This window comes from Phyllobacterium sp. LjRoot231 (assembly GCF_964253365.1).
Lineage (GTDB): Bacteria > Pseudomonadota > Alphaproteobacteria > Rhizobiales > Rhizobiaceae > Phyllobacterium.
In genome coordinates, this window is sequence record NZ_CAXUQT020000001.1 from 1,323,633 (window position 1) to 1,341,859 (window position 18,227).

16 protein-coding genes and 1 tRNA gene are annotated in these 18,227 nt (G+C 53.9%); 12 read left to right on the top strand and 5 right to left on the bottom strand.

What is annotated here, in order from left to right; translation table 11 throughout:
- Positions 1-165: 165 nt before the first annotated feature.
- From glmM to ACSQ3H_RS06445, 5 genes are all read left to right on the top strand, one after another.
- Positions 166-1,509 carry a phosphoglucosamine mutase gene (gene glmM / locus ACSQ3H_RS06425; protein ID WP_436116284.1) on the top strand — a complete coding sequence of 448 codons (1,344 nt, stop codon included), beginning with the start codon at positions 166-168 and terminating at the stop codon, positions 1,507-1,509.
- A gap of 209 nt (positions 1,510-1,718) precedes the next feature.
- Positions 1,719-2,501 (top strand): outer membrane protein, encoded by a 783-nt coding sequence (locus ACSQ3H_RS06430; protein ID WP_436116285.1) that lies wholly within the window; start codon positions 1,719-1,721, stop codon positions 2,499-2,501.
- Between the two features lie 206 nt (positions 2,502-2,707).
- Entirely contained in the window at positions 2,708-3,883 is a 1,176-nt protein-coding gene (locus ACSQ3H_RS06435; protein ID WP_436116286.1) for a phosphoserine transaminase, read from the top strand.
- A gap of 91 nt (positions 3,884-3,974) precedes the next feature.
- Positions 3,975-5,570: a phosphoglycerate dehydrogenase gene (gene serA, locus ACSQ3H_RS06440; RefSeq protein ID WP_436119369.1), complete on the top strand. Its 1,596-nt coding sequence runs from the start codon at positions 3,975-3,977 to the stop codon at positions 5,568-5,570.
- 18 nt (positions 5,571-5,588) lie between these two features.
- Positions 5,589-6,098, top strand: coding sequence for a GNAT family N-acetyltransferase (locus ACSQ3H_RS06445; RefSeq protein WP_436116287.1), 510 nt, complete (start codon positions 5,589-5,591; stop codon positions 6,096-6,098).
- Here ACSQ3H_RS06445 and ACSQ3H_RS06450 read toward each other — a convergent pair.
- On the bottom strand, positions 6,076-6,987 hold the full coding sequence (locus ACSQ3H_RS06450; protein ID WP_436116288.1) for a DMT family transporter: 912 nt from the start codon (positions 6,985-6,987) through the stop codon (positions 6,076-6,078). The genes ACSQ3H_RS06445 and ACSQ3H_RS06450 overlap by 23 nt on opposite strands.
- Positions 6,988-7,252: 265 nt before the next feature.
- Here ACSQ3H_RS06450 and ACSQ3H_RS06455 point away from each other — a divergent pair, with 265 nt between their 5' ends.
- Complete coding sequence (locus tag ACSQ3H_RS06455; RefSeq protein WP_436116289.1) at positions 7,253-8,545, top strand: adenylosuccinate synthase; 1,293 nt, start codon at positions 7,253-7,255, stop codon at positions 8,543-8,545.
- 54 nt (positions 8,546-8,599) lie between these two features.
- Positions 8,600-10,177, top strand: coding sequence for a transcriptional regulator (locus ACSQ3H_RS06460; protein ID WP_436116290.1), 1,578 nt, complete (start codon positions 8,600-8,602; stop codon positions 10,175-10,177).
- Between the two features lie 56 nt (positions 10,178-10,233).
- Here ACSQ3H_RS06460 and rpoH read toward each other — a convergent pair whose 3' ends face one another.
- Both rpoH and ACSQ3H_RS06470 read right to left on the bottom strand, forming a co-directional pair.
- On the bottom strand, positions 10,234-11,145 hold the full coding sequence (gene rpoH / locus ACSQ3H_RS06465) for an RNA polymerase sigma factor RpoH (RefSeq protein ID WP_112523703.1): 912 nt from the start codon (positions 11,143-11,145) through the stop codon (positions 10,234-10,236).
- 215 nt (positions 11,146-11,360) lie between these two features.
- Positions 11,361-12,395, bottom strand: coding sequence for an RluA family pseudouridine synthase (locus tag ACSQ3H_RS06470; protein ID WP_436116291.1), 1,035 nt, complete (start codon positions 12,393-12,395; stop codon positions 11,361-11,363).
- A 57-nt stretch (positions 12,396-12,452) separates the two neighbouring features.
- Between ACSQ3H_RS06470 and ACSQ3H_RS06475 the strand changes: the two genes are divergently transcribed.
- The 3 genes from ACSQ3H_RS06475 to ACSQ3H_RS06485 all read left to right on the top strand — a co-directional run bounded on the left by ACSQ3H_RS06475 (position 12,453) and on the right by ACSQ3H_RS06485 (position 13,868).
- Positions 12,453-12,851 carry a fimbrial protein gene (locus tag ACSQ3H_RS06475; protein ID WP_436116292.1) on the top strand — a complete coding sequence of 133 codons (399 nt, stop codon included), beginning with the start codon at positions 12,453-12,455 and terminating at the stop codon, positions 12,849-12,851.
- Positions 12,852-12,948: 97 nt separating this feature from the next.
- Positions 12,949-13,023: transfer RNA gene (locus ACSQ3H_RS06480), tRNA-Glu, on the top strand.
- Positions 13,024-13,328: 305 nt separating this feature from the next.
- Positions 13,329-13,868 carry a membrane-anchored protein gene (locus tag ACSQ3H_RS06485; RefSeq protein ID WP_436116293.1) on the top strand — a complete coding sequence of 180 codons (540 nt, stop codon included), beginning with the start codon at positions 13,329-13,331 and terminating at the stop codon, positions 13,866-13,868.
- A 68-nt stretch (positions 13,869-13,936) separates the two neighbouring features.
- Here the strand turns inward: ACSQ3H_RS06485 and ACSQ3H_RS06490 are convergent, their stop codons facing one another.
- Positions 13,937-14,638 (bottom strand): glycosyltransferase, encoded by a 702-nt coding sequence (locus ACSQ3H_RS06490; protein WP_436116294.1) that lies wholly within the window; start codon positions 14,636-14,638, stop codon positions 13,937-13,939.
- 211 nt (positions 14,639-14,849) lie between these two features.
- Between ACSQ3H_RS06490 and ACSQ3H_RS06495 the strand changes: the two genes are divergently transcribed.
- Positions 14,850-15,917, top strand: a complete 1,068-nt coding sequence (locus ACSQ3H_RS06495; RefSeq protein ID WP_436116295.1) for a glycosyltransferase family 2 protein — start codon at positions 14,850-14,852, stop codon at positions 15,915-15,917.
- Here ACSQ3H_RS06495 and ACSQ3H_RS06500 read toward each other — a convergent pair.
- Positions 15,914-17,116 (bottom strand): alpha-hydroxy acid oxidase, encoded by a 1,203-nt coding sequence (locus tag ACSQ3H_RS06500; protein ID WP_436116296.1) that lies wholly within the window; start codon positions 17,114-17,116, stop codon positions 15,914-15,916. The two genes, ACSQ3H_RS06495 and ACSQ3H_RS06500, sit on opposite strands and share 4 nt — an antisense overlap.
- 181 nt (positions 17,117-17,297) lie before the next feature.
- On the opposite strand from ACSQ3H_RS06500, the gene ACSQ3H_RS06505 reads away from it, so the two are divergent.
- Positions 17,298-18,221, top strand: a complete 924-nt coding sequence (locus ACSQ3H_RS06505) for a 2-hydroxyacid dehydrogenase (protein WP_436116297.1) — start codon at positions 17,298-17,300, stop codon at positions 18,219-18,221.
- Positions 18,222-18,227: the final 6 nt, after the last annotated feature.

Consider the following 18,227-nt stretch of genomic DNA (forward strand, 5'->3'; position numbering starts at 1 on the left):
GTTTGTACGAATTGTTCACGCATTTGCGTCAAGTATAATCCCCACATAAATTGTGAGATGCGAAATTGATGGTCTTCTGCAATAAGCGAAGATCGGCATGAACAAGCAAGGCTGCTTCTGGGCTTAACCGAAAGCCCCGACAGCCGCAAAGGTTGGATAATCAATATGGTTCGCAAATATTTTGGTACTGATGGTATTCGCGGGCAGGCAAACGCCTATCCAATGACGCCCGATATCGCGATGAAGGTTGGCATGGCCGTCGGGCTCGCTTTCAAACGCGGCCAACACCGCAATCGCGTGGTGATCGGCAAAGACACACGGCTTTCCGGCTATATGATCGAGACGGCGCTTGTTGCCGGATTCACATCGACAGGGATGGATGTGTTCCTTCTCGGCCCGATTCCAACCCCGGCTGTCGCCATGCTTTGCAGGTCGCTGCGCGCGGATATCGGCGTAATGATTTCAGCATCGCACAACCCTTATCATGACAATGGTATCAAGCTATTTGGTCCGGATGGTTTCAAACTATCGGATGAAATCGAGCACGAAATCGAACAATTGATGGAAGAGAATTTGACAGACCGTCTGTCAAGTTTTGATGCACTTGGCCGCGCGAAGCGCGTTGATGGCGATATTTATCGCTATATCGAGTTCGCCAAAAGGACGATGCCCAAGAACATCTCATTGGCCGGCTTGCGGATTGTTGTCGATTGCGCCAACGGAGCAGCATACAAGGTTGCACCCGCAGCACTGTGGGAGCTCGGAGCAGAAGTTGTCACGATCAACAACGAGCCTAATGGTACCAACATCAACGAAGATTGTGGCTCAACCCATCCTTTGGGTCTGATCAAAAAAGTGCATGAGGTCCGTGCTGATATAGGTATTGCACTCGATGGTGACGCCGACCGGGTGCTGATCGTGGATGAAAATGGTGCGATCATCGACGGCGACCAGCTCATGGCCGTCATTGCGCAATCCTGGCAAGAGTCAAACCGGCTGGTCGGGGGTGGAGTCGTTGCGACCATCATGTCCAATCTCGGTTTTGAGCGCTTTCTTGTCGATCGTGGATTGACGCTGGCGCGCACGCAGGTTGGCGACCGTTACGTGGTCGAGCACATGCGCAATCATGGGTTCAATATCGGTGGTGAGCAGTCCGGTCATATCGTTCTGTCGGATTTCTCCACGACCGGCGATGGTCTGGTCTCGGCCTTGCAGATACTTGCGGTGGTCCAGGAACAGAACAGGCCGGTGAGCGAAGTTTGCCGTAAATTCGATCCGGTGCCGCAACTGTTGAAGAATGTCCGTACAACCGGCGGAAAGCCGCTGGAGAACAAGAAAGTAAAGAGTGCGATCGATGAGGCGCGAGGTCGTCTGGGCACAACCGGGCGGCTGGTTATCCGTCCGTCTGGTACAGAGCCTTTGATCCGTGTCATGGCGGAAGGCGACGATCGCAAGCTTGTTGAGACCGTCGTCAATGATATTATTTCGGTGATCTCTTCAGCTGCGTAGAACAGAACTATTTCGTTCAAATACAAATGGGCCCGCGTGGGCCCATTTGTATTTGCGTCCAATAACATTGTTTCCAGTTCATTAAGGTTAATAGATATGGTGAAGAAATACGGTTAAGCGAGATTTAACTTTTCCCCCTCATATTGGTTTCTAACACCTTAGTAGCATTCGCTGCACTTCAATCCTTGGGCTTCGTGAGGGAAACGAAAATGAGCACTTTCACCAAACATGCTGCCATGAGCGCAGCACTTCTGTGCCTGGGTGCTGTCCCGGCATATTCGGCCGATATGCAGGATCCGCCAGTAGTGGAGGTCCAACAGTTTGGCGGATGGTATTTGCGCGGTGATATCGGCATGAGCAACCAGCAATTCGACGGGCTGGATTATGTTGGCTTCGCAGATCCCGCCGTTCACGGCTGGCATGATGAGGGAGATTTCGACGCCGGCATAACCGGCCAGATAGGTGTTGGCTATCAATTCAACGATTGGTTCCGCGCGGATGTCACCGGCCAGTACCGTGGTAAAACCGAGTTCAGCGCCTTGGACTTTTATGATACGGATGGCATTCCGGATAACGGCGACGAGGCGACGAACGAATACCACGCAAAGAAGTCAGAATGGCTGTTCTTGGCCAATGCCTATGCCGATCTTGGTACCTATGCCGGCCTTACACCTTACGTTGGTGCTGGTATCGGTGCATCGCGTAATACGATTTCGAATTTTACGGATAATAACGCTATCACCGGCGGCGGCGGCTTTGCGGGTTCTGACTCCCAGTGGGAACTCGCATGGGCGTTGCATGCAGGTGTCGGCATCAAGGCGACAGACCGCATGACGATCGACATCGGTTACAGCTACGTGGATCTTGGGGATGGACAGACGGCTGACGCATCCAATTTCATTCCATCCCAAACGCGGCCCAATCCAGAACCGTTCAAATTCAAGGACATTACGTCGCATGACTTCAAGGTTGGTGTGCGCTACGCATTCTGATTGATTATCCAACGGAAATTCGAACGGCAGGAGGCTTCTCCTGCCGTCTTCGTTTGTGCCCTGTTCAATGCCCATCCTGTGTAGTGCGCAATTTTGATGTCGCGCAGGAACATATTTCTTGACTGTCAACGACATTTCTCCTACTTCCCGGAGTGGGCCACCTCTCCCCAACGAGAGGCGAGCTATCTGTAAGGATAGGAGAAAACATGACGACGCTTTCGAAGCCGGCACAGCGCCCGGCTAACCCCAATTTTTCATCAGGTCCCTGTGCAAAACGTCCCGGATGGTCGCTCGACGCGCTTTCCGATGCGCCACTTGGCCGCTCCCATCGCGCCAAGGTCGGCAAGACGAAGCTGAAACAGGCGATCGATCTAACCCGCGAAATTCTGCAGGTCCCCGCCGACTATCGTATCGGTATCGTTCCAGCATCGGACACCGGCGCCGTCGAAATGGCGCTCTGGTCGCTTCTTGGCGAGCGCGGCGTCGATATGGTCGCATGGGAAAGCTTTGGCTCCGGCTGGGTAACAGATGTCATCAAGCAACTGAAACTCGCCGACGCCCGCACTATCGAAGCAGGCTATGGCGAACTGCCCGACCTTTCCAAGGTAGATTTCGACCGTGACGTTGTCTTCACATGGAACGGCACGACTTCTGGCGTGCGGGTACCAAATGGCGATTTCATCCCCGCTGATCGCAAGGGCCTCACCATCTGCGATGCGACCTCTGCGGCCTTTGCGCAGCGGCTGGATTTCGACAAACTCGATGTCGTGACCTTCTCCTGGCAGAAAGTGCTTGGCGGCGAGGGTGCGCATGGCATGCTAATTCTCAGCCCGCGCGCCGTAGAGCGGCTCCTCACTTACAAGCCTGCTTGGCCCTTGCCAAAGATTTTCCGCCTTACATCAGGCGGCAAGCTGATCGAAGGTATTTTCGCCGGCGAGACAATCAATACGCCATCGATGCTCTGCGTCGAGGATTATCTTGATGCATTGACCTGGGCGAAGTCCATCGGCGGGCTTGACGGACTGGTTGGCCGTGCCGACAAGAATTTTGCTGTTCTCGATGCTTTTGTCGAGCGCACGCCATGGATTGCCAATCTCGCGAGGGTTCCGGCAACGCGATCCAACACCTCTGTATGCCTGACTATCGTCGATCGTGATATCATCGCTCTCGACACGGATGCCCAGGCGAATTTCGCCAAAAATCTTGTCGCGGTGCTGGAGAAGGAGGGCGTCGCCTACGATATTGGCGCTTATCGCGATGCACCGTCGGGTCTGCGCATCTGGGCGGGCGCTACCGTCGAGACAGCCGATCTCGAAGCGTTGACGCTCTGGCTCGACTGGGCTTTCCAGTCGCAAAAAGCAGCTCTGAAACAGGCGGCCTGATTTCGGGCCAACGTGGCCGCAGTGTTGCGGCCACCGTCAATCGCATTTATTCCGATTCAACGCCAATTCTTATTGAAAGATGGAGGCCATGATGGCACCGCGCGTACTCGTATCCGACAAACTTTCCCCAACAGCCGTTCAAATTTTCAAGGATCGCGGCGTGGAAGTCGACTATCTGCCGGACCTCGGCTCAGACAAGGAACAACTCCTCGAGGTGATCGGCCAGTACGATGGCCTTGCTATTCGCTCGGCGACCAAGGTCACGGAGAAACTGATCAATGCCGCAAAGAACCTGAAGGTGGTCGGGCGCGCAGGTATTGGCGTCGACAATGTCGACATTCCCGCCGCCTCGCGGCGCGGCATCATCGTGATGAACACACCTTTTGGCAATTCGATCACCACGGCTGAACACGCGGTCGCCTTGATGTTTGCGGTCGCCCGCGAACTGCCTGAGGCGGACGCTTCCACACGCGCAGGCAAGTGGGAGAAGAACCGTTTCATGGGTATCGAGATCACCGGTAAGACACTCGGGATCATCGGCTGCGGTAATATCGGTTCGATCGTCGCCACGCGTGGTGTGGGCCTTAAAATGCACGTGATCGCCTTCGATCCGTTCCTTTCGGAAGGCCGCGCTGAAGAACTTGGCGTTGAAAAAGTAGAACTTGACGAGCTGTTGGCTCGCGCCGACTTTATCACCCTGCACACGCCGATGACAGACAAGACGCGTGGTATCATCAACGCAGAAAACATCGCCAAAATGAAGGATGGCGTGCGTATTATCAATTGCGCGCGCGGCGGTCTGATCATCGAAAAAGACCTAGTTGCAGCGCTGAAGTCCGGCAAGGTAGCGGGTGCCGGGATTGATGTGTTCGAGGTGGAGCCCGCCACCGACAACGAACTGTTCCATCTTCCCAACGTCGTCTGCACGCCGCATCTCGGTGCATCCACGAGCGAAGCACAGGAGAATGTCGCGTTGCAGGTAGCCGAGCAGATGTCGGATTATCTGATCAAGGGCGCTGTTTCGAATGCGATCAACATGCCGTCCATTACGGCAGAGGAAGCACCGCGCCTGAAGCCCTTCGTCAAGCTTGCGGAAGTGCTTGGAGCTTTCGTTGGGCAGGTCACTGACGATCCCATCCAGGAAGTGGAGGTTCTGTTCGATGGCTCCACTGCTGCAATGAATACGCGTGCGCTCGTCAGTGCAGCTCTTGCAGGCCTTATCCGTCCGCAGGTAGCAGATGTGAATATGGTTTCGGCGCCGGTCATGGTGAAGGAACGCGGGATTGTTCTTTCCGAAGTGAGGCGCGATAAATCGGGCGTATTCGATGGTTATATCAAGCTGACCGTGAAGACTGCATCGTTGACGCGTTCGATCGCCGGCACCTGTTTCTCGGATGGCAAGCCACGGTTCATTCAGATCAAGGGCATCAATCTCGATGCCGAAGTCGGTCAGCACATGCTTTACACGACCAACAATGATACCCCCGGCATGATCGGCATGCTTGGTACCATCTGCGGCAAGAACAACGTCAACATCGCGAATTTTTCCCTTGGTCGGGATCACCCGGGCGGGAATGCAATTGCCATGCTCTATCTAGACGAGCAGATTCCGGACCACGTCCTGGAAGAACTGCGTGTCAACAAGGCGATCGTTTCGGCCAAACCGCTGGAATTCGACATCGGGTGATCGTATGGATGTCTGCTGATGAAACCAATTGAAAATGCACTGCGCTGGCGTTTGATGAAAGCAAGCGACCTTGCTTCTGTCAGCGCAGTTGCCGCCGAGATTCATCCAGACTTTCCCGAGGACGATGCGGTTTTTCTAAACCGGCTTTCGATGCATGGGCAGGGTGCGTATGTCCTTGAGAACGGGACAACAATTCTTGGTTATGCGATTACCCATCCTTGGAAGAGCTTCGACATCCCGGCTCTCAATACTGTTCTCGAGGCTTCGCCGGATCGGCGTAACTATTATATCCATGACATAGCCTTGATGGATGCTGCGCGAGGCAGTGGTGCTGCGAGTGAAATCGTGTCGGTTCTGACAGACCATGCGATGGCGCTCGGCTGCAAAACGATTTCACTTGTAGCGGTCAAAGGCTCATCGGGTTTCTGGCAAAAACATGGATTTGAAACTGCTGATCGGCCTGAGTTGAGGACCAAACTTAAAACCTATTCTGATGATGCCTGCTTCATGCTGCGCCAGCTTCGGTAACGTTGGCCTGTTTGCGTCCGCTGAGTTCCGCAATCCAGATTCCACCCAGAACGAGAACAAGCGCTACGGCATGATAGGGTCGGAAATCCTCGCCCAGTAAGGCCACGGCAAGCAATGTACCGAAAATCGGCACAGCGTTGATGAACAAACCGGCGCGATTCGCACCGATATATTCGACGCCTTTGATGAAGAGTACTTGTGCCGCGAGTGAAGGAAATACGGCGGTGTATAGAACAACCATCGTTCCGGTCAGGTCGGGCGGGTTGATTGTCCCGCTTTGCCATTCCCAGATCGTGAATGGAATGGCAGTAACGAATGCGAAAAAGGTCATTAGGGTCATAAGGCTTTGCCAGTGTATAGTCGGGCGAAAGCGCAAGGCAACGGTATAGCCGCTATAGAGAAGCACCGCGAGAAGCATCAGAATGTCTCCAAAATTCACATCGAGGCTGGCGATTTGTCCCAAACTGCCGTGGCCGGCCGTCAGTGCGACGCCCAGAAGTGAAAGACTGAAGCCAAAAAGCTGTCCTGCCCGGACACGTGTTCCAAAAAGCAGCAAATTTGCCAGGAAAATCACCATTGGTATGCCCGCCTGTTCGATCGTGACATTGATTGCCGAGGTGTAATTGAGCGCGCTGTAGAGGGCCATATTGAAAAACGTAAAGCCGAAAGCGCCGAGCGCCGCCAGCAATGGCAGATGCGCCTGCAATTCTTTCCAATCCCGGCGGACACGTTTGATGCTTACGGTGGCGTTGAGAAGAAAAGCCAGAAGCCAGCGCAGCATCGTTAGAAGCATGGGTGAGATGTGACCCACGGCAAATTTGCCCGCGGCTGCATTGCCGCCCCATAACACGGCGGTGGTCAAAAGAAAAACATAAGCGGTGCGGTTCATGGCATACAGTCTCAGCGGTGGCAACGATTATGTTTATTCGAGCGATAAAGCCAAATTGGTCGGCCGATAGCCGAAAGAATTGTCGCGCTTTTATGAACCAGCCTGTATAGAAGCACCGCATTTAGCGCATAGCCTCGAAAACTAGAATCGTTTTTTGGAAAGGTTATGCGCGTCATTAGAGTGTTACTACGCCCTTTGCACGCTCAAAAGGAGGCACGGCGCAGTAACAAAATACGCGACGAGATTGTGACTTGAGGAGTTTTGAATGGCAAATGTTGTTGTGATCGGTTCCCAGTGGGGCGATGAGGGCAAGGGTAAGATTGTCGATTGGCTTTCAGAACGTGCTGATGTCATCGTTCGCTTTCAGGGCGGTCATAATGCAGGTCATACTCTGGTCGTGGATGGCGTGACCTACAAGTTGTCACTGCTGCCATCGGGCGTCGTGCGCCAGGGCAAGCTTTCCATCATCGGAAATGGCGTCGTATTCGATCCACACGCATTCATCGCCGAAAAAAAGAAACTTGAAGCCCAGGGTGTTGTTATCACCCCCGAAACACTGAAAATCGCCGAAAACACGACACTTATTCTTTCGATCCATGGAGAACTGGATCGCAGACGCGAAGCTTCCAACTCGGGTACAAAGATAGGAACGACCGGACGTGGCATCGGCCCAGCCTATGAAGACAAGGTAGGCCGCCGCGCAATCCACGTCCTCGATCTTGCCGATCCGGATACACTGCCCGCAAAGATCGAACGATTGCTGGCGCATCACAATCCCCTGCGACGCGGTCTTGGCATCGAGGAAGTCGATGGCGCAAGATTGCTTGCTGAACTCAACGATGCCGCACCGCACATCTTGCCGTTCATGGATAGGGTCTGGTATGTGCTCGACCAGAAGAAACGGGCCGGTGAGCGTATTCTTTTTGAAGGCGCGCAGGGAACACTCCTCGACATCGACCACGGCACCTACCCATTCGTGACCTCATCGAACACGGTTGCGGGACAGGCCTCAGCCGGCTCTGGCATTGGCCCAGGATCGCTGCACTATGTTCTTGGTATCACCAAGGCTTATACAACGCGCGTTGGCGAAGGTCCTTTCCCGACAGAACAGCAGAATGAAGTTGGACAATTTCTCGGCGAGCGTGGCCATGAATTTGGAACTGTTACGGGGCGCAAGCGCCGCTGCGGCTGGTTCGATGCGGTTCTCGTACGTCAGGCGGTCGCCAATAATGGCATCAGCGGCATCGCGCTGACCAAGCTTGACGTGCTGGATGGGCTCGATGAGATCAAGGTCTGCACCGGCTACGAGCTCGATGGTGAAGTGATCGATTATCTACCAGCCGGTCAGGGTCAACAGGCGAGGGTAACGCCCATCTACGAAACCCTCGAGGGATGGAAGGGGACAACTGCGGGTGCGCGCAGTTGGAGCGAACTTCCCGCACAGGCGGTCAAGTATGTCCGTTATGTGGAAGAGCTGATCGGAGCACCGATCGCACTTCTGTCCACCAGCCCCGAACGTGACGATACGATACTTGTTACTGATCCGTTTCATGATTAGAGTCGCGAACGCATCTTGGAGTTAATCTCACAACAAAACCATGGGTTTGGGTGAATGGCAGATTTCGTTGCAGTATTGAGAAAGACAATTGACGGGCTGGCGGACCCAACGCCTGCGCTCCGTCAACGTGTATATGCAAAAGCTCGCGCAACGATCGAGCAGAAGCTTGCGACGCTGAATGCGCCCGAAGCCGTGGCCACGCGTCAGATAAAGGCCTTGGAAGATGCGATTGCAGAGGTCGAGTCCGATTTTACGCCCGCAGTTAAAGACATCATACCGGAGCCTGCGCCGGTTCCACCGCCTCCACCCATACCAACACCAAGACCCGTAGCGCCGCCCGTATCTTCAGTGCCCGCAGCAGCAAAATCTGCTGCGCCGTCCTTCACGAAGATCGATGCTCAACCTGATGCACTGGAAGATTTCCTGACCAGCCAAAGTGCAGGCGGCGCAACTTCGATCGAAGCCCTGGATCAGGGTTTTCAGGCCGCGCCGCCAACATCCAGATCGTCCGTCAGGTCAGGCCGGGGTCCTGAGGAACAAGATGATGATCTGGACATCTCAACCGAGGATCGCCGTTCGAGCGACTATGGGGTCTATACGCGAGGCCCGCTGAAGCAGCCTGTACAAAGACGCTCATTGATACCTTTGCTCAGCGTTCTGGCCTTGCTCCTGGTTATTGCAGGTGCTGGTTACGCGGGCTGGACCTATCGCGACCGGATTGCCCAAGAGGCGAATGCGGTAAAAACCTATCTGGCCAGCCTGACCAGCAAGGATGCGGCAAAGCCAGCTGAAACGGCAACGAACCAGCCAGCTACTCCGCCTGCACCCACGAAGCTGGCCCAGCCATCGCCTGCCCCTGCGGCAACTCCTGAAAGTTCAGAACCAAAGCCTGAACCGAAGCTGACGCAGAGGCTTCTCCCCGATGGCCAGGAGGTCAATCCAGGTCCTGCCAATGACACACCTTCCCTGGGAGAGGGCACCTCGTTAGCCACCTCGACGCCGGATCAGCCTGCACAGCCGCCCGCAGCTCCAGGTCAACAGCAAGCCGCAGGGCAGACACAGCCACCTGCAGCCTTGCCGATCGGCCAGAAGGCATTCTTCTATGAAGAACGGTCCGGACAGGATGCAGGAACTGCCGATGCCGGTGGCGTGGTCTGGTCGGTCGTGCAGGAATCACCTGGTAACGACCTTCCGCCCGAACCTGCTATAAAGGCAGAGGTCACTATTCCCGACCGGGGCATCAATCTGCGCATGATCATCCGCCGCAACGGCGACAAGTCCCTTCCCGCCAGCCATCTGGTCGAGATGATCTTTACCGTACCGGAGGGCTTTCCAGGCGGTTCGATCGACAATGTATCGCGTATGACGTTCAAGGATACCGAACAGGCTCCGGGCAGTCCGCTTGTCGCCATTCCTGCGAAGATCGCCGACAACTTCTTCATCATTGCGATGAATGACGCCAAGACAGCTGTCGACACCAATATGTCCCTGATACGGCGCCAATCATGGATCGACATACCGATCGCCTATAAGACAGGCCGACGGGCTCTGATTACACTTGAAAAAGGCCTGCCCGGCGAGAAGGCGTTTGACGAAGTGCTGAAGTCTTGGGCCGCCAAGACTGGCGGCTAACGGAAACACAAAAAAGGCCGCGCTTAGCGGCCTTTTCTTTCGAGATAATAACTCAATCAGCGAGCGTCGGAACCCGTCGAAACAAGTGCCTTTTGCTGTCTGACAGCTGCTGCTTTAACAGCGTCCTGCACTTTTTCGAACGCCCGGACTTCAATCTGGCGAACACGTTCGCGGCTGATGCCGAACTCGGTCGAAAGATCTTCCAGCGTTACGGGATCGTCGGCAAGACGTCGCGCCTGAAAAATGCGACGTTCGCGATCATTCAACGAAGACATAGCTCCAGTTAACATCTCGCGGCGATTTTCCAGTTCATCCTGCTCGATCAACATTGTTTCAGCGCTGTCGTGATCATCGACTAGCCAATCCTGCCAGTCTCCTCCGGCTTCGCCATCGGAAGAGCGGATCGGTGCGTTCAGTGAAGCATCACCCGATAGGCGGCGGTTCATCGAAACCACTTCTTCTTCGGAAACGCTGAGACGTGTGGCGATCTCCTTAACCTGTTCAGGATTGAGATCACCATCGTCAAGCGCTTGAATCTTGCTCTTCACCTTGCGCAGGTTGAAGAAAAGGCGTTTCTGATTGGCGGTCGTACCCATCTTGACAAGGCTCCACGAGCGCAGGACATATTCCTGGATTGAGGCCTTGATCCACCACATGGCGTAGGTGGCCAGGCGGAAGCCGCGCTCTGGCTCGAAGCGTTTGACAGCCTGCATCAGGCCGACGTTTCCTTCGGATATGACTTCGCCGATCGGCAGGCCATATCCCCGATAACCCATCGCAATCTTGGCAACGAGACGAAGATGGCTTGTAACGAGCTTGTGTGCCGCTTTCGGATCTGCATGCTCGAGGTACCGCTTGGCGAGCATATACTCCTCCTGCGGTTCGAGCATCGGAAAGCGACGAATTTCTTCGAGGTAACGCGTCAACCCACCGTCACCGCCGAGAATACTTGGAAGATTTTGGGCCACTGAGCACCCCTCCTCATTTTGGAATAGGCCCCCATTATCGGCAGGCCCGCATCGACTGCTCGCCCAATAGCTTGGCGCGAACAGACTGGTGCTATCAATATATAGGTATCATTTTGTCAAAAACACGGTGCATTAAGCAAGGATACAATCTGTCACATAAATGTGAACAATCCACTCAGGATTTACGCTCTCTCTTTACAAAAACCGTCAAACCTCTACGGGAGGTTCCGGAGTTTATGAACGTCGCGGATATTATTCTGACGAAACGCGTCGAGCAACTTTGCCATATCGTCCGGAGCTGGGGCTTCGAAACGCACGATTTCACCGGTTGACGGGTGCTCGAAGGCGAGAAGTTTCGCGTGCAGTGCCTGGCGGGTGAACCCTTTGACGATGCTTTGCAGCGGTTCGTCAAGTTTATTGGCCTTAGTCTTGTAAGCACCGCCATATTCCAGATCACCGACCAGTGGATGCCCGATGTGAGCCATGTGGACGCGGATTTGATGCGTTCTGCCGGTTTCCAATCGGCATTCGACCAACGAGGCAAGGGCAGTTGCATCTTCTTTCGCGCCAAATCGTTCCTGAACTTCGAAATGGGTAACCGCGTGACGGGCATCCTCGCGCTCTTCGTGGACTATGGCCTGTTTTGTGCGATCACGATGCGATCGACCGAGGGGCGCATCGATCGTGCCAACCTTCCGGTCTGGTGTTCCCCAGACGACGGCGAGATATGCGCGCTCCAGATCATTTGTGCGGCCATGATCAGCGAACTGTGCGCTCAGATGACGATGGGCGTGATCGTTTTTGGCGACAACCATGACGCCGCTCGTCTCCTTATCGAGGCGATGGACGATGCCAGGCCGCCTGACACCGCCTATGCCCGACAGCGTATCACCGCAATGGTAGATTAGCGCATTGACGAGCGTACCGGTCCAATTTCCGTTTCCGGGATGCACCACCAAGCCAGCAGGCTTGTTGATGACGATAAGATCCGCGTCCTCGTAAAGAATATCGAGGGGGATGTCTTCGCCCTTGGGCGTCGCATCTTCAGGCTCGGGAATCTCGATGGTGATGCTGACCCCGTCGCGCAGTTTGTGTTTGGTTTCGCGGACGATCTTGCCATCTAAACTCACCTGTCCTTCGCTAATGAGCGACTGAATACGATTCCGTGACAGTTCTGGTGCCAGATGCACAGAAAGCCAAGCATCCAGCCTCTTGCCAATGGAATCGATATCGGTAATTAGCTCTTTCAAAACCTCAGTCCCTTCGTTACAGGAGGCTTGGTTCGAAACCTCGGAGATGTACCATATATGGCCAATGTCAATCCGGACCTTGACAGGGAAGAACAGCCCCTAGATCCGGCAATGGAGCGGGTTCGCCGCAAGATGATCCGGCTTTTGGCTGTTTCCATCGGCATTATGGTGATCGGTCTTATGGCGGTGCTGGCGGCCATTGTCTACAAGATTAACCAACCCGTCCAGGAAGCGGCTACGCCGATCCGTTCTGAGCTCCCGGGGCAACCACTAGGCGCGGCCCTGGCAGGCGAATCCATAACGCTTGATCCCGGCACACGCATTCTCTCGCATAATCTCTCAGATAACACGCTTTCTCTGGAGACGAGACTGGCCGATGGGACACGGCAAATCCTTATCTATGATGTTGCTACAAAGCGCGTGACGGCCCGAATTTCGGAAGCCGCCGGCAATTAAAGCCGATGAAGAGTCGAATTTGTTATGGTACCGGCGACAAATCATCATTGCACTTTGTCATTTGCTTGATTATACCCGCCCCATTGCTATCCGCGACGCGCCCATCGTCTAGCGGTCAGGACGGCGCCCTCTCACGGCGCAAACAGGGGTTCGATTCCCCTTGGGCGTACCAATCTACCCGCACATGATAATCGCCCTGCGCCAAAATATTCAAAACGACGTTTCGGAAGGCTGCGCTTTATGAGGTTGCCTCGATTTGAAATTATAACAAAAATTCGCCGTTCCGTTATTTATCGAATTTTGAGGCCGCGCGCGCCCCAGCATCCGTTTGAATTCACCGGACCAGTCGTCGTCGTCGGGTCAGCACCGATTTCAACAATACCCGCCGGTTTCAGCAAACATTTCCACGTTATCACCGTCAACGGATCGCAAAGCGTCCTCGATAAATGGGGCGTCGACGCTCCAGATGCGACCATCATGCAATTCAATCAGGTCGAGGGGCAAACCACCAATGCTTTGTACGTGCGCAAGGTACTGAGCGGAAAACGCACCGGGCTGCTCTACGTTGTGCGCTGGTCCAAAAGTCTGGCTCTGCTGCAAAAAGGACTCGCCGCTTTCAACTATACTTATGACGACGTGAAAGTGATCAGCCGCTTTAAACGCATGGCGATGTATGAGGCCGTAATGGGAGGTCTCAATGTTGAAATCGACGACAACATGAAATTCTCCAATGGCATTACCGCAGTCTTCTATGCCATCCTCAGCGGCGCCAAAGCTGTGATCATCACTGGGATCAATCCTGATTCTTCGGGACACGTTTATAACGATGCCAATCTGAAGCGTCTGCATGCGGGGACCGACAAACAGATCCTGCAGGCTCTCATCGATCGAGGTTATCCGCTCTTCACTGCAGACATCGAAGTCGCTCGAGCTTCCGGCCTGCCGCTCTGGACGGAAGGTAGTTTCAAAGGATTTACCGAAAAAAGCACGAACGCGGTATCCAGCAAACAGAGTTGATAACAAAGGCCCCTAGCAACCTGGAAGTCGCAAAGGGGCTATGATTTCAGATACAGACTACTGGACGATCAAATGGTTTTCCAATCAGGATCGACCGCGCTTGCCGCAGCGCGCCATTCGTCGGCGTAGTCCACATTCTGCCAGTCCTTGAACCAAGGTCCACCATTGGTGAAGTGCACAGCATTTGGATAACCGCTTGCCGGTTTTTCGTTCCAGCCTTCCAACCAGTTCCATTCAACTGGAACCTCGCCGATTTCGTCGTCTTGCGCCCATTGCATCCGGTGAAGAAATGCCCCGGTCTCCCGGTTGATCAGTTCCGGTGTGAGCTTGCGGGTTGATGGGTGATCGCAATTGAACAGCATGAAAGACGACCAGTTCTTGCGCGGGTAACTGGTTTGGACCTTGCCGTCCATCTTCGTGCCTTCCTTCGGCGTGTAATCGTGCTTGACGCAGATTACAGCTTTCGATTCATCCCGATATTCGAGCAGCTTTGCCACGTCGCCGAAAAACAGGAAATCGCAATCGCAAAAGAGCGCCCAACCCTTATATCCGGCGAGCCAGGGCGTGAAAAAACGTGAATAGGTGAATTCGGTCGAGGCCAGCGGATCGATATCACGCGTATAGGCGCCTTTTTCTACAAGTTCATCCAACTTGATCGGAATTACCCGCACGGGGATGGTCGCATGTTTCAATACGGTGTTCTTGGCGACCTCATAAGCGATCGGTTCGCGTGAGTCCCATCCGACGTAGATATCAAGATCATTCTGCATAATGCCTCGCTTCATATTCTGAGAGTCAGGGTAGGGTTTTAAACGAAATGCGGAAAAGAAAAACCCCTCATTACCGCCAAATTGCCCAGCAAAGGGTGTGGAAGTGGCCATCGGGCGACACTTGACGTTCTGTGTCTGCAAGTTTAATTCGGTCGATTTCGTGGGGTCATGCTGACCAAGAACGGGCTCTCTCTCAAGGCGGGACAACCTATTGAAACGACAAAAATCTTTCTTGTTCCCGAAAATGGAAATCCCGTTTCCATACCGTTCTGACAGTCCAGACGCTTTCCCCAAAAGCAAAAGCCATTCATTACTCACTCGTTGGCGTAACGTTAACGTCAAGAAGCGGCATGAGCCTGTTCGGATATCCCCTCTTCGGATGGGTGATATCCGTCCACTTATACCGGCAGACATCCCTCTCATTTTTCTTACGCATAACAGCATCCAGTTCTTGCCGTCGTTTCTTGCGCATTACCGCAAGCTCGGAATTACACGGTTTTTATGCGTCGACGATCAGTCGGCAGATGGCACGCGAGAAAAACTTCTCAACGAGAACGATGTCGATATCTTTGGTTCGGATGTTCGATACCGTCAGGCAAATGGTGGCAACCTATGGCGCGAGGCTTTGGTCCGGATTTTCGGAACAAAACGCTGGTACATGAATGTCGATTGCGACGAGTATTTTATCTATGACCAGTATGAGACGCGAAAATTACCCGAGCTGATTGCAGGATTGGAGGCCAAGGGTGTTCTGCATTGCCCGGCGCCGATGATCGACTGCTACCCGTCGGATTCCATCAAATCAGCGGTTTTCGACGGCTCAACAGATATCATGCCCTGGCAGGTCGCCAATACATTCGACATGCGTGGTTATCGCCTGTTCCGGACCAATTCAACGATGTCGATGATGGGTGGACCCAGAGACAGATTGCTGGATTACCCCGAGCATTACGACGAATTGATGAAGTATCCGCTTCTTTACGTTGAGTATGACATTGCCTTTACTATCAGCATTCATAAGCCATGGCCTTTTAATCGAAATTTTTCGCCAATTTATGGTTCGCTTTTACATTTCAAGTTTTTCAGCGAAACGGAAGATTTTGTCAAAAAGGCAATAGAAGGTGGTCAATACTTTAAAGGTTCCCGTGCTTATAAGACGATGCTGGAAGCTATTGTCGCCGGAAAACTCGACAATCTCAACTCCGACGTCTCAGCAAAGTTTGAAAACTCCAACCAGTTATTGGATTTAGGCTTCTTCAAGAGCGCGTTCTGCGATTAAACCTCAGCGGATCGGCCACGTTTCTTCTTGACTTCCGCCATTCGCGGCTTTGTTTCGAGGCCGCTCTTGTAGAGATTGTTACGATCGAGGTTCTTGACGTCCCGTTCGCCGCACAGAGCCATTGTAATATCGAGTTCCTTGCGGATGATGTCCAATGCCTCGGCGACGCCCTCCTTACCACCTGCACCCAGACCGTAAAGGAACGCCCGACCAATATATGTTCCCTTGGCGCCCATGGCGAGCGCCTTCAACACGTCCTGTCCCGACCGTATGCCTCCATCAAAATGCACTTCGATCTTGTCACCAACGGCATCGACAATGTCGGCAAGAACCGAAATGGACGATGGGGCGCCGTCAAGCTGGCGGCCGCCATGATTGGATACGATGATCGCGTCGGCACCTGTTGCCGCCGCCATTTTCGCGTCCTCCACGTCAAGGATGCCCTTGATGATAAGCTTGCCGCCCCAACGCTCCTTGATCCAGGCGACATCATTCCACGACAGTCGCGGATCGAACTGCTCTGCTGTCCAGACTGACAATGACGACAGATCGGCAACACCCTTGGCGTGCCCAACAATATTCCCGAATGTACGTCGCTGGGTCCTCAGCATGCCCATACACCATTGAGGGCGCGTGGCCATCTGCCAGATGTGTTTTGGTGTGAACTTTGGGGGAGCCGAAAGGCCGTTGCGAATATCCTTATGGCGCTGACCAAGAATTTGCAGGTCAAGTGTCAGAACCAGAGCCGAGCACTTGGCAGCTTTGGCACGGTCAATCAAGTTGTAGACGAAATCGCGATCGCGCATCACATAAAGCTGGAACCAGAAGGGCTTGGTCGTAACCGAAGCGACATCTTCGATAGAACAAATGCTCATCGTCGACAGGGTGAAAGGTACGCCGAATTCTTCAGCCGCTTGGGCCGCCAGCATCTCGCCGTCCGCATGCTGCATACCTGTCAGGCCGGTGGGTGCAAGAGCGACCGGCATCGAAACTTTCTGTCCGACCATCGTGCTTTCCAGTGTCCGGTCGCTTATGTCGACCGCAACACGCTGGCGCAATTGAATCTTGCGAAAATCGTCCTCGTTGGCGCGGTAGGTGCTCTCGGTCCATGCGCCGGAATCGGCGTAGTCGAAAAACATTTTAGGTACGCGGCGCTTAGCGATTTTTTTCAGATCGGCGATTTCAACTGTCTTTGCCATATTTCCGTCCCGCAGCATTTGGTTTGTCGGTTTTCATACTAATGCATTTGAAAAGGCAAGTGCTGTCGGTAAATTCCACCACATGCGAGGGGATATTTCACGAGTAAATAGTTTGTCGTTGTCGGTAGAGTTTCGCTATGGTCAAACTCAATCCGAACAGAACTCAACGGGATACGATTCGATGCAAAAACAACCGCTTCTCCTGCTTGGTCCAGTCATGCCCTACCTGCTTGAAGAGTTGGAAAAGCGGTATGCGGTTGAGAAACTTTATGAGGAGAAGGACGCCCTCGGCTTCCTCAAGGAGCACGCGTTGCGGTTCAAAGCAGCGGCAACGAGCACATTCACCGGCCTCAAGGCAGATATGATCGATCTGTTGCCCGCGCTCGAGATCGTTTCTTCGTTTGGTGTCGGCACCGATTCGCTTGATGTCACCTATGCAGCAAAAAAGGGCATCAGGGTTGCCAATACGCCGGACGTTCTCAATGAAGATACGGCAAATATGGCGATTACACTGCTGTTGGCTGCTACCCGCGACATCGTCGCCAACGATCGTTTCGTGCGGAAAGGGCGGTGGGCCAAGGGCGAGACACCACCCTTGGCTCAGGGGATCGAAGGTAAGAGGGTCGGCCTGGTCGGGCTGGGCCGTATCGGTAGCGTCGTTGCGGGAAAATTATTGGCTTTCGGCTGCGACGTCGTCTACCACACCCGGAACAAAAAGCCGGATGTCTCATATAAATATTATGACAATCTGGTCGAAATGGCCCGCGATTGCGCAGTCCTCATTGCCATTTTGCCCGGCGGTGATGCGACGCGGGGCGTCATTTCGCGTGAAGTGCTGCAAGCCCTTGGTCCCGAAGGAACTTTTGTCAATGTCGCGCGGGGCACCGTGGTGGATGAGACCGCATTGGTCGAGCTTCTGCAATCGGGAGAGCTTGGGCGTGCTGGACTCGACGTTTTCGTCGACGAACCGAATGTGCCGGAGGCCTTATTTGCATTGGAAAACGTCGTCCTACAGCCGCATATGGGCAGCGCCACGGTCGAAACTCGCAAAGCGATGGCCGACCGTGTCGTTTCCAATCTGGAGAACTATTTCGCGGCTAAGTGAAATGAT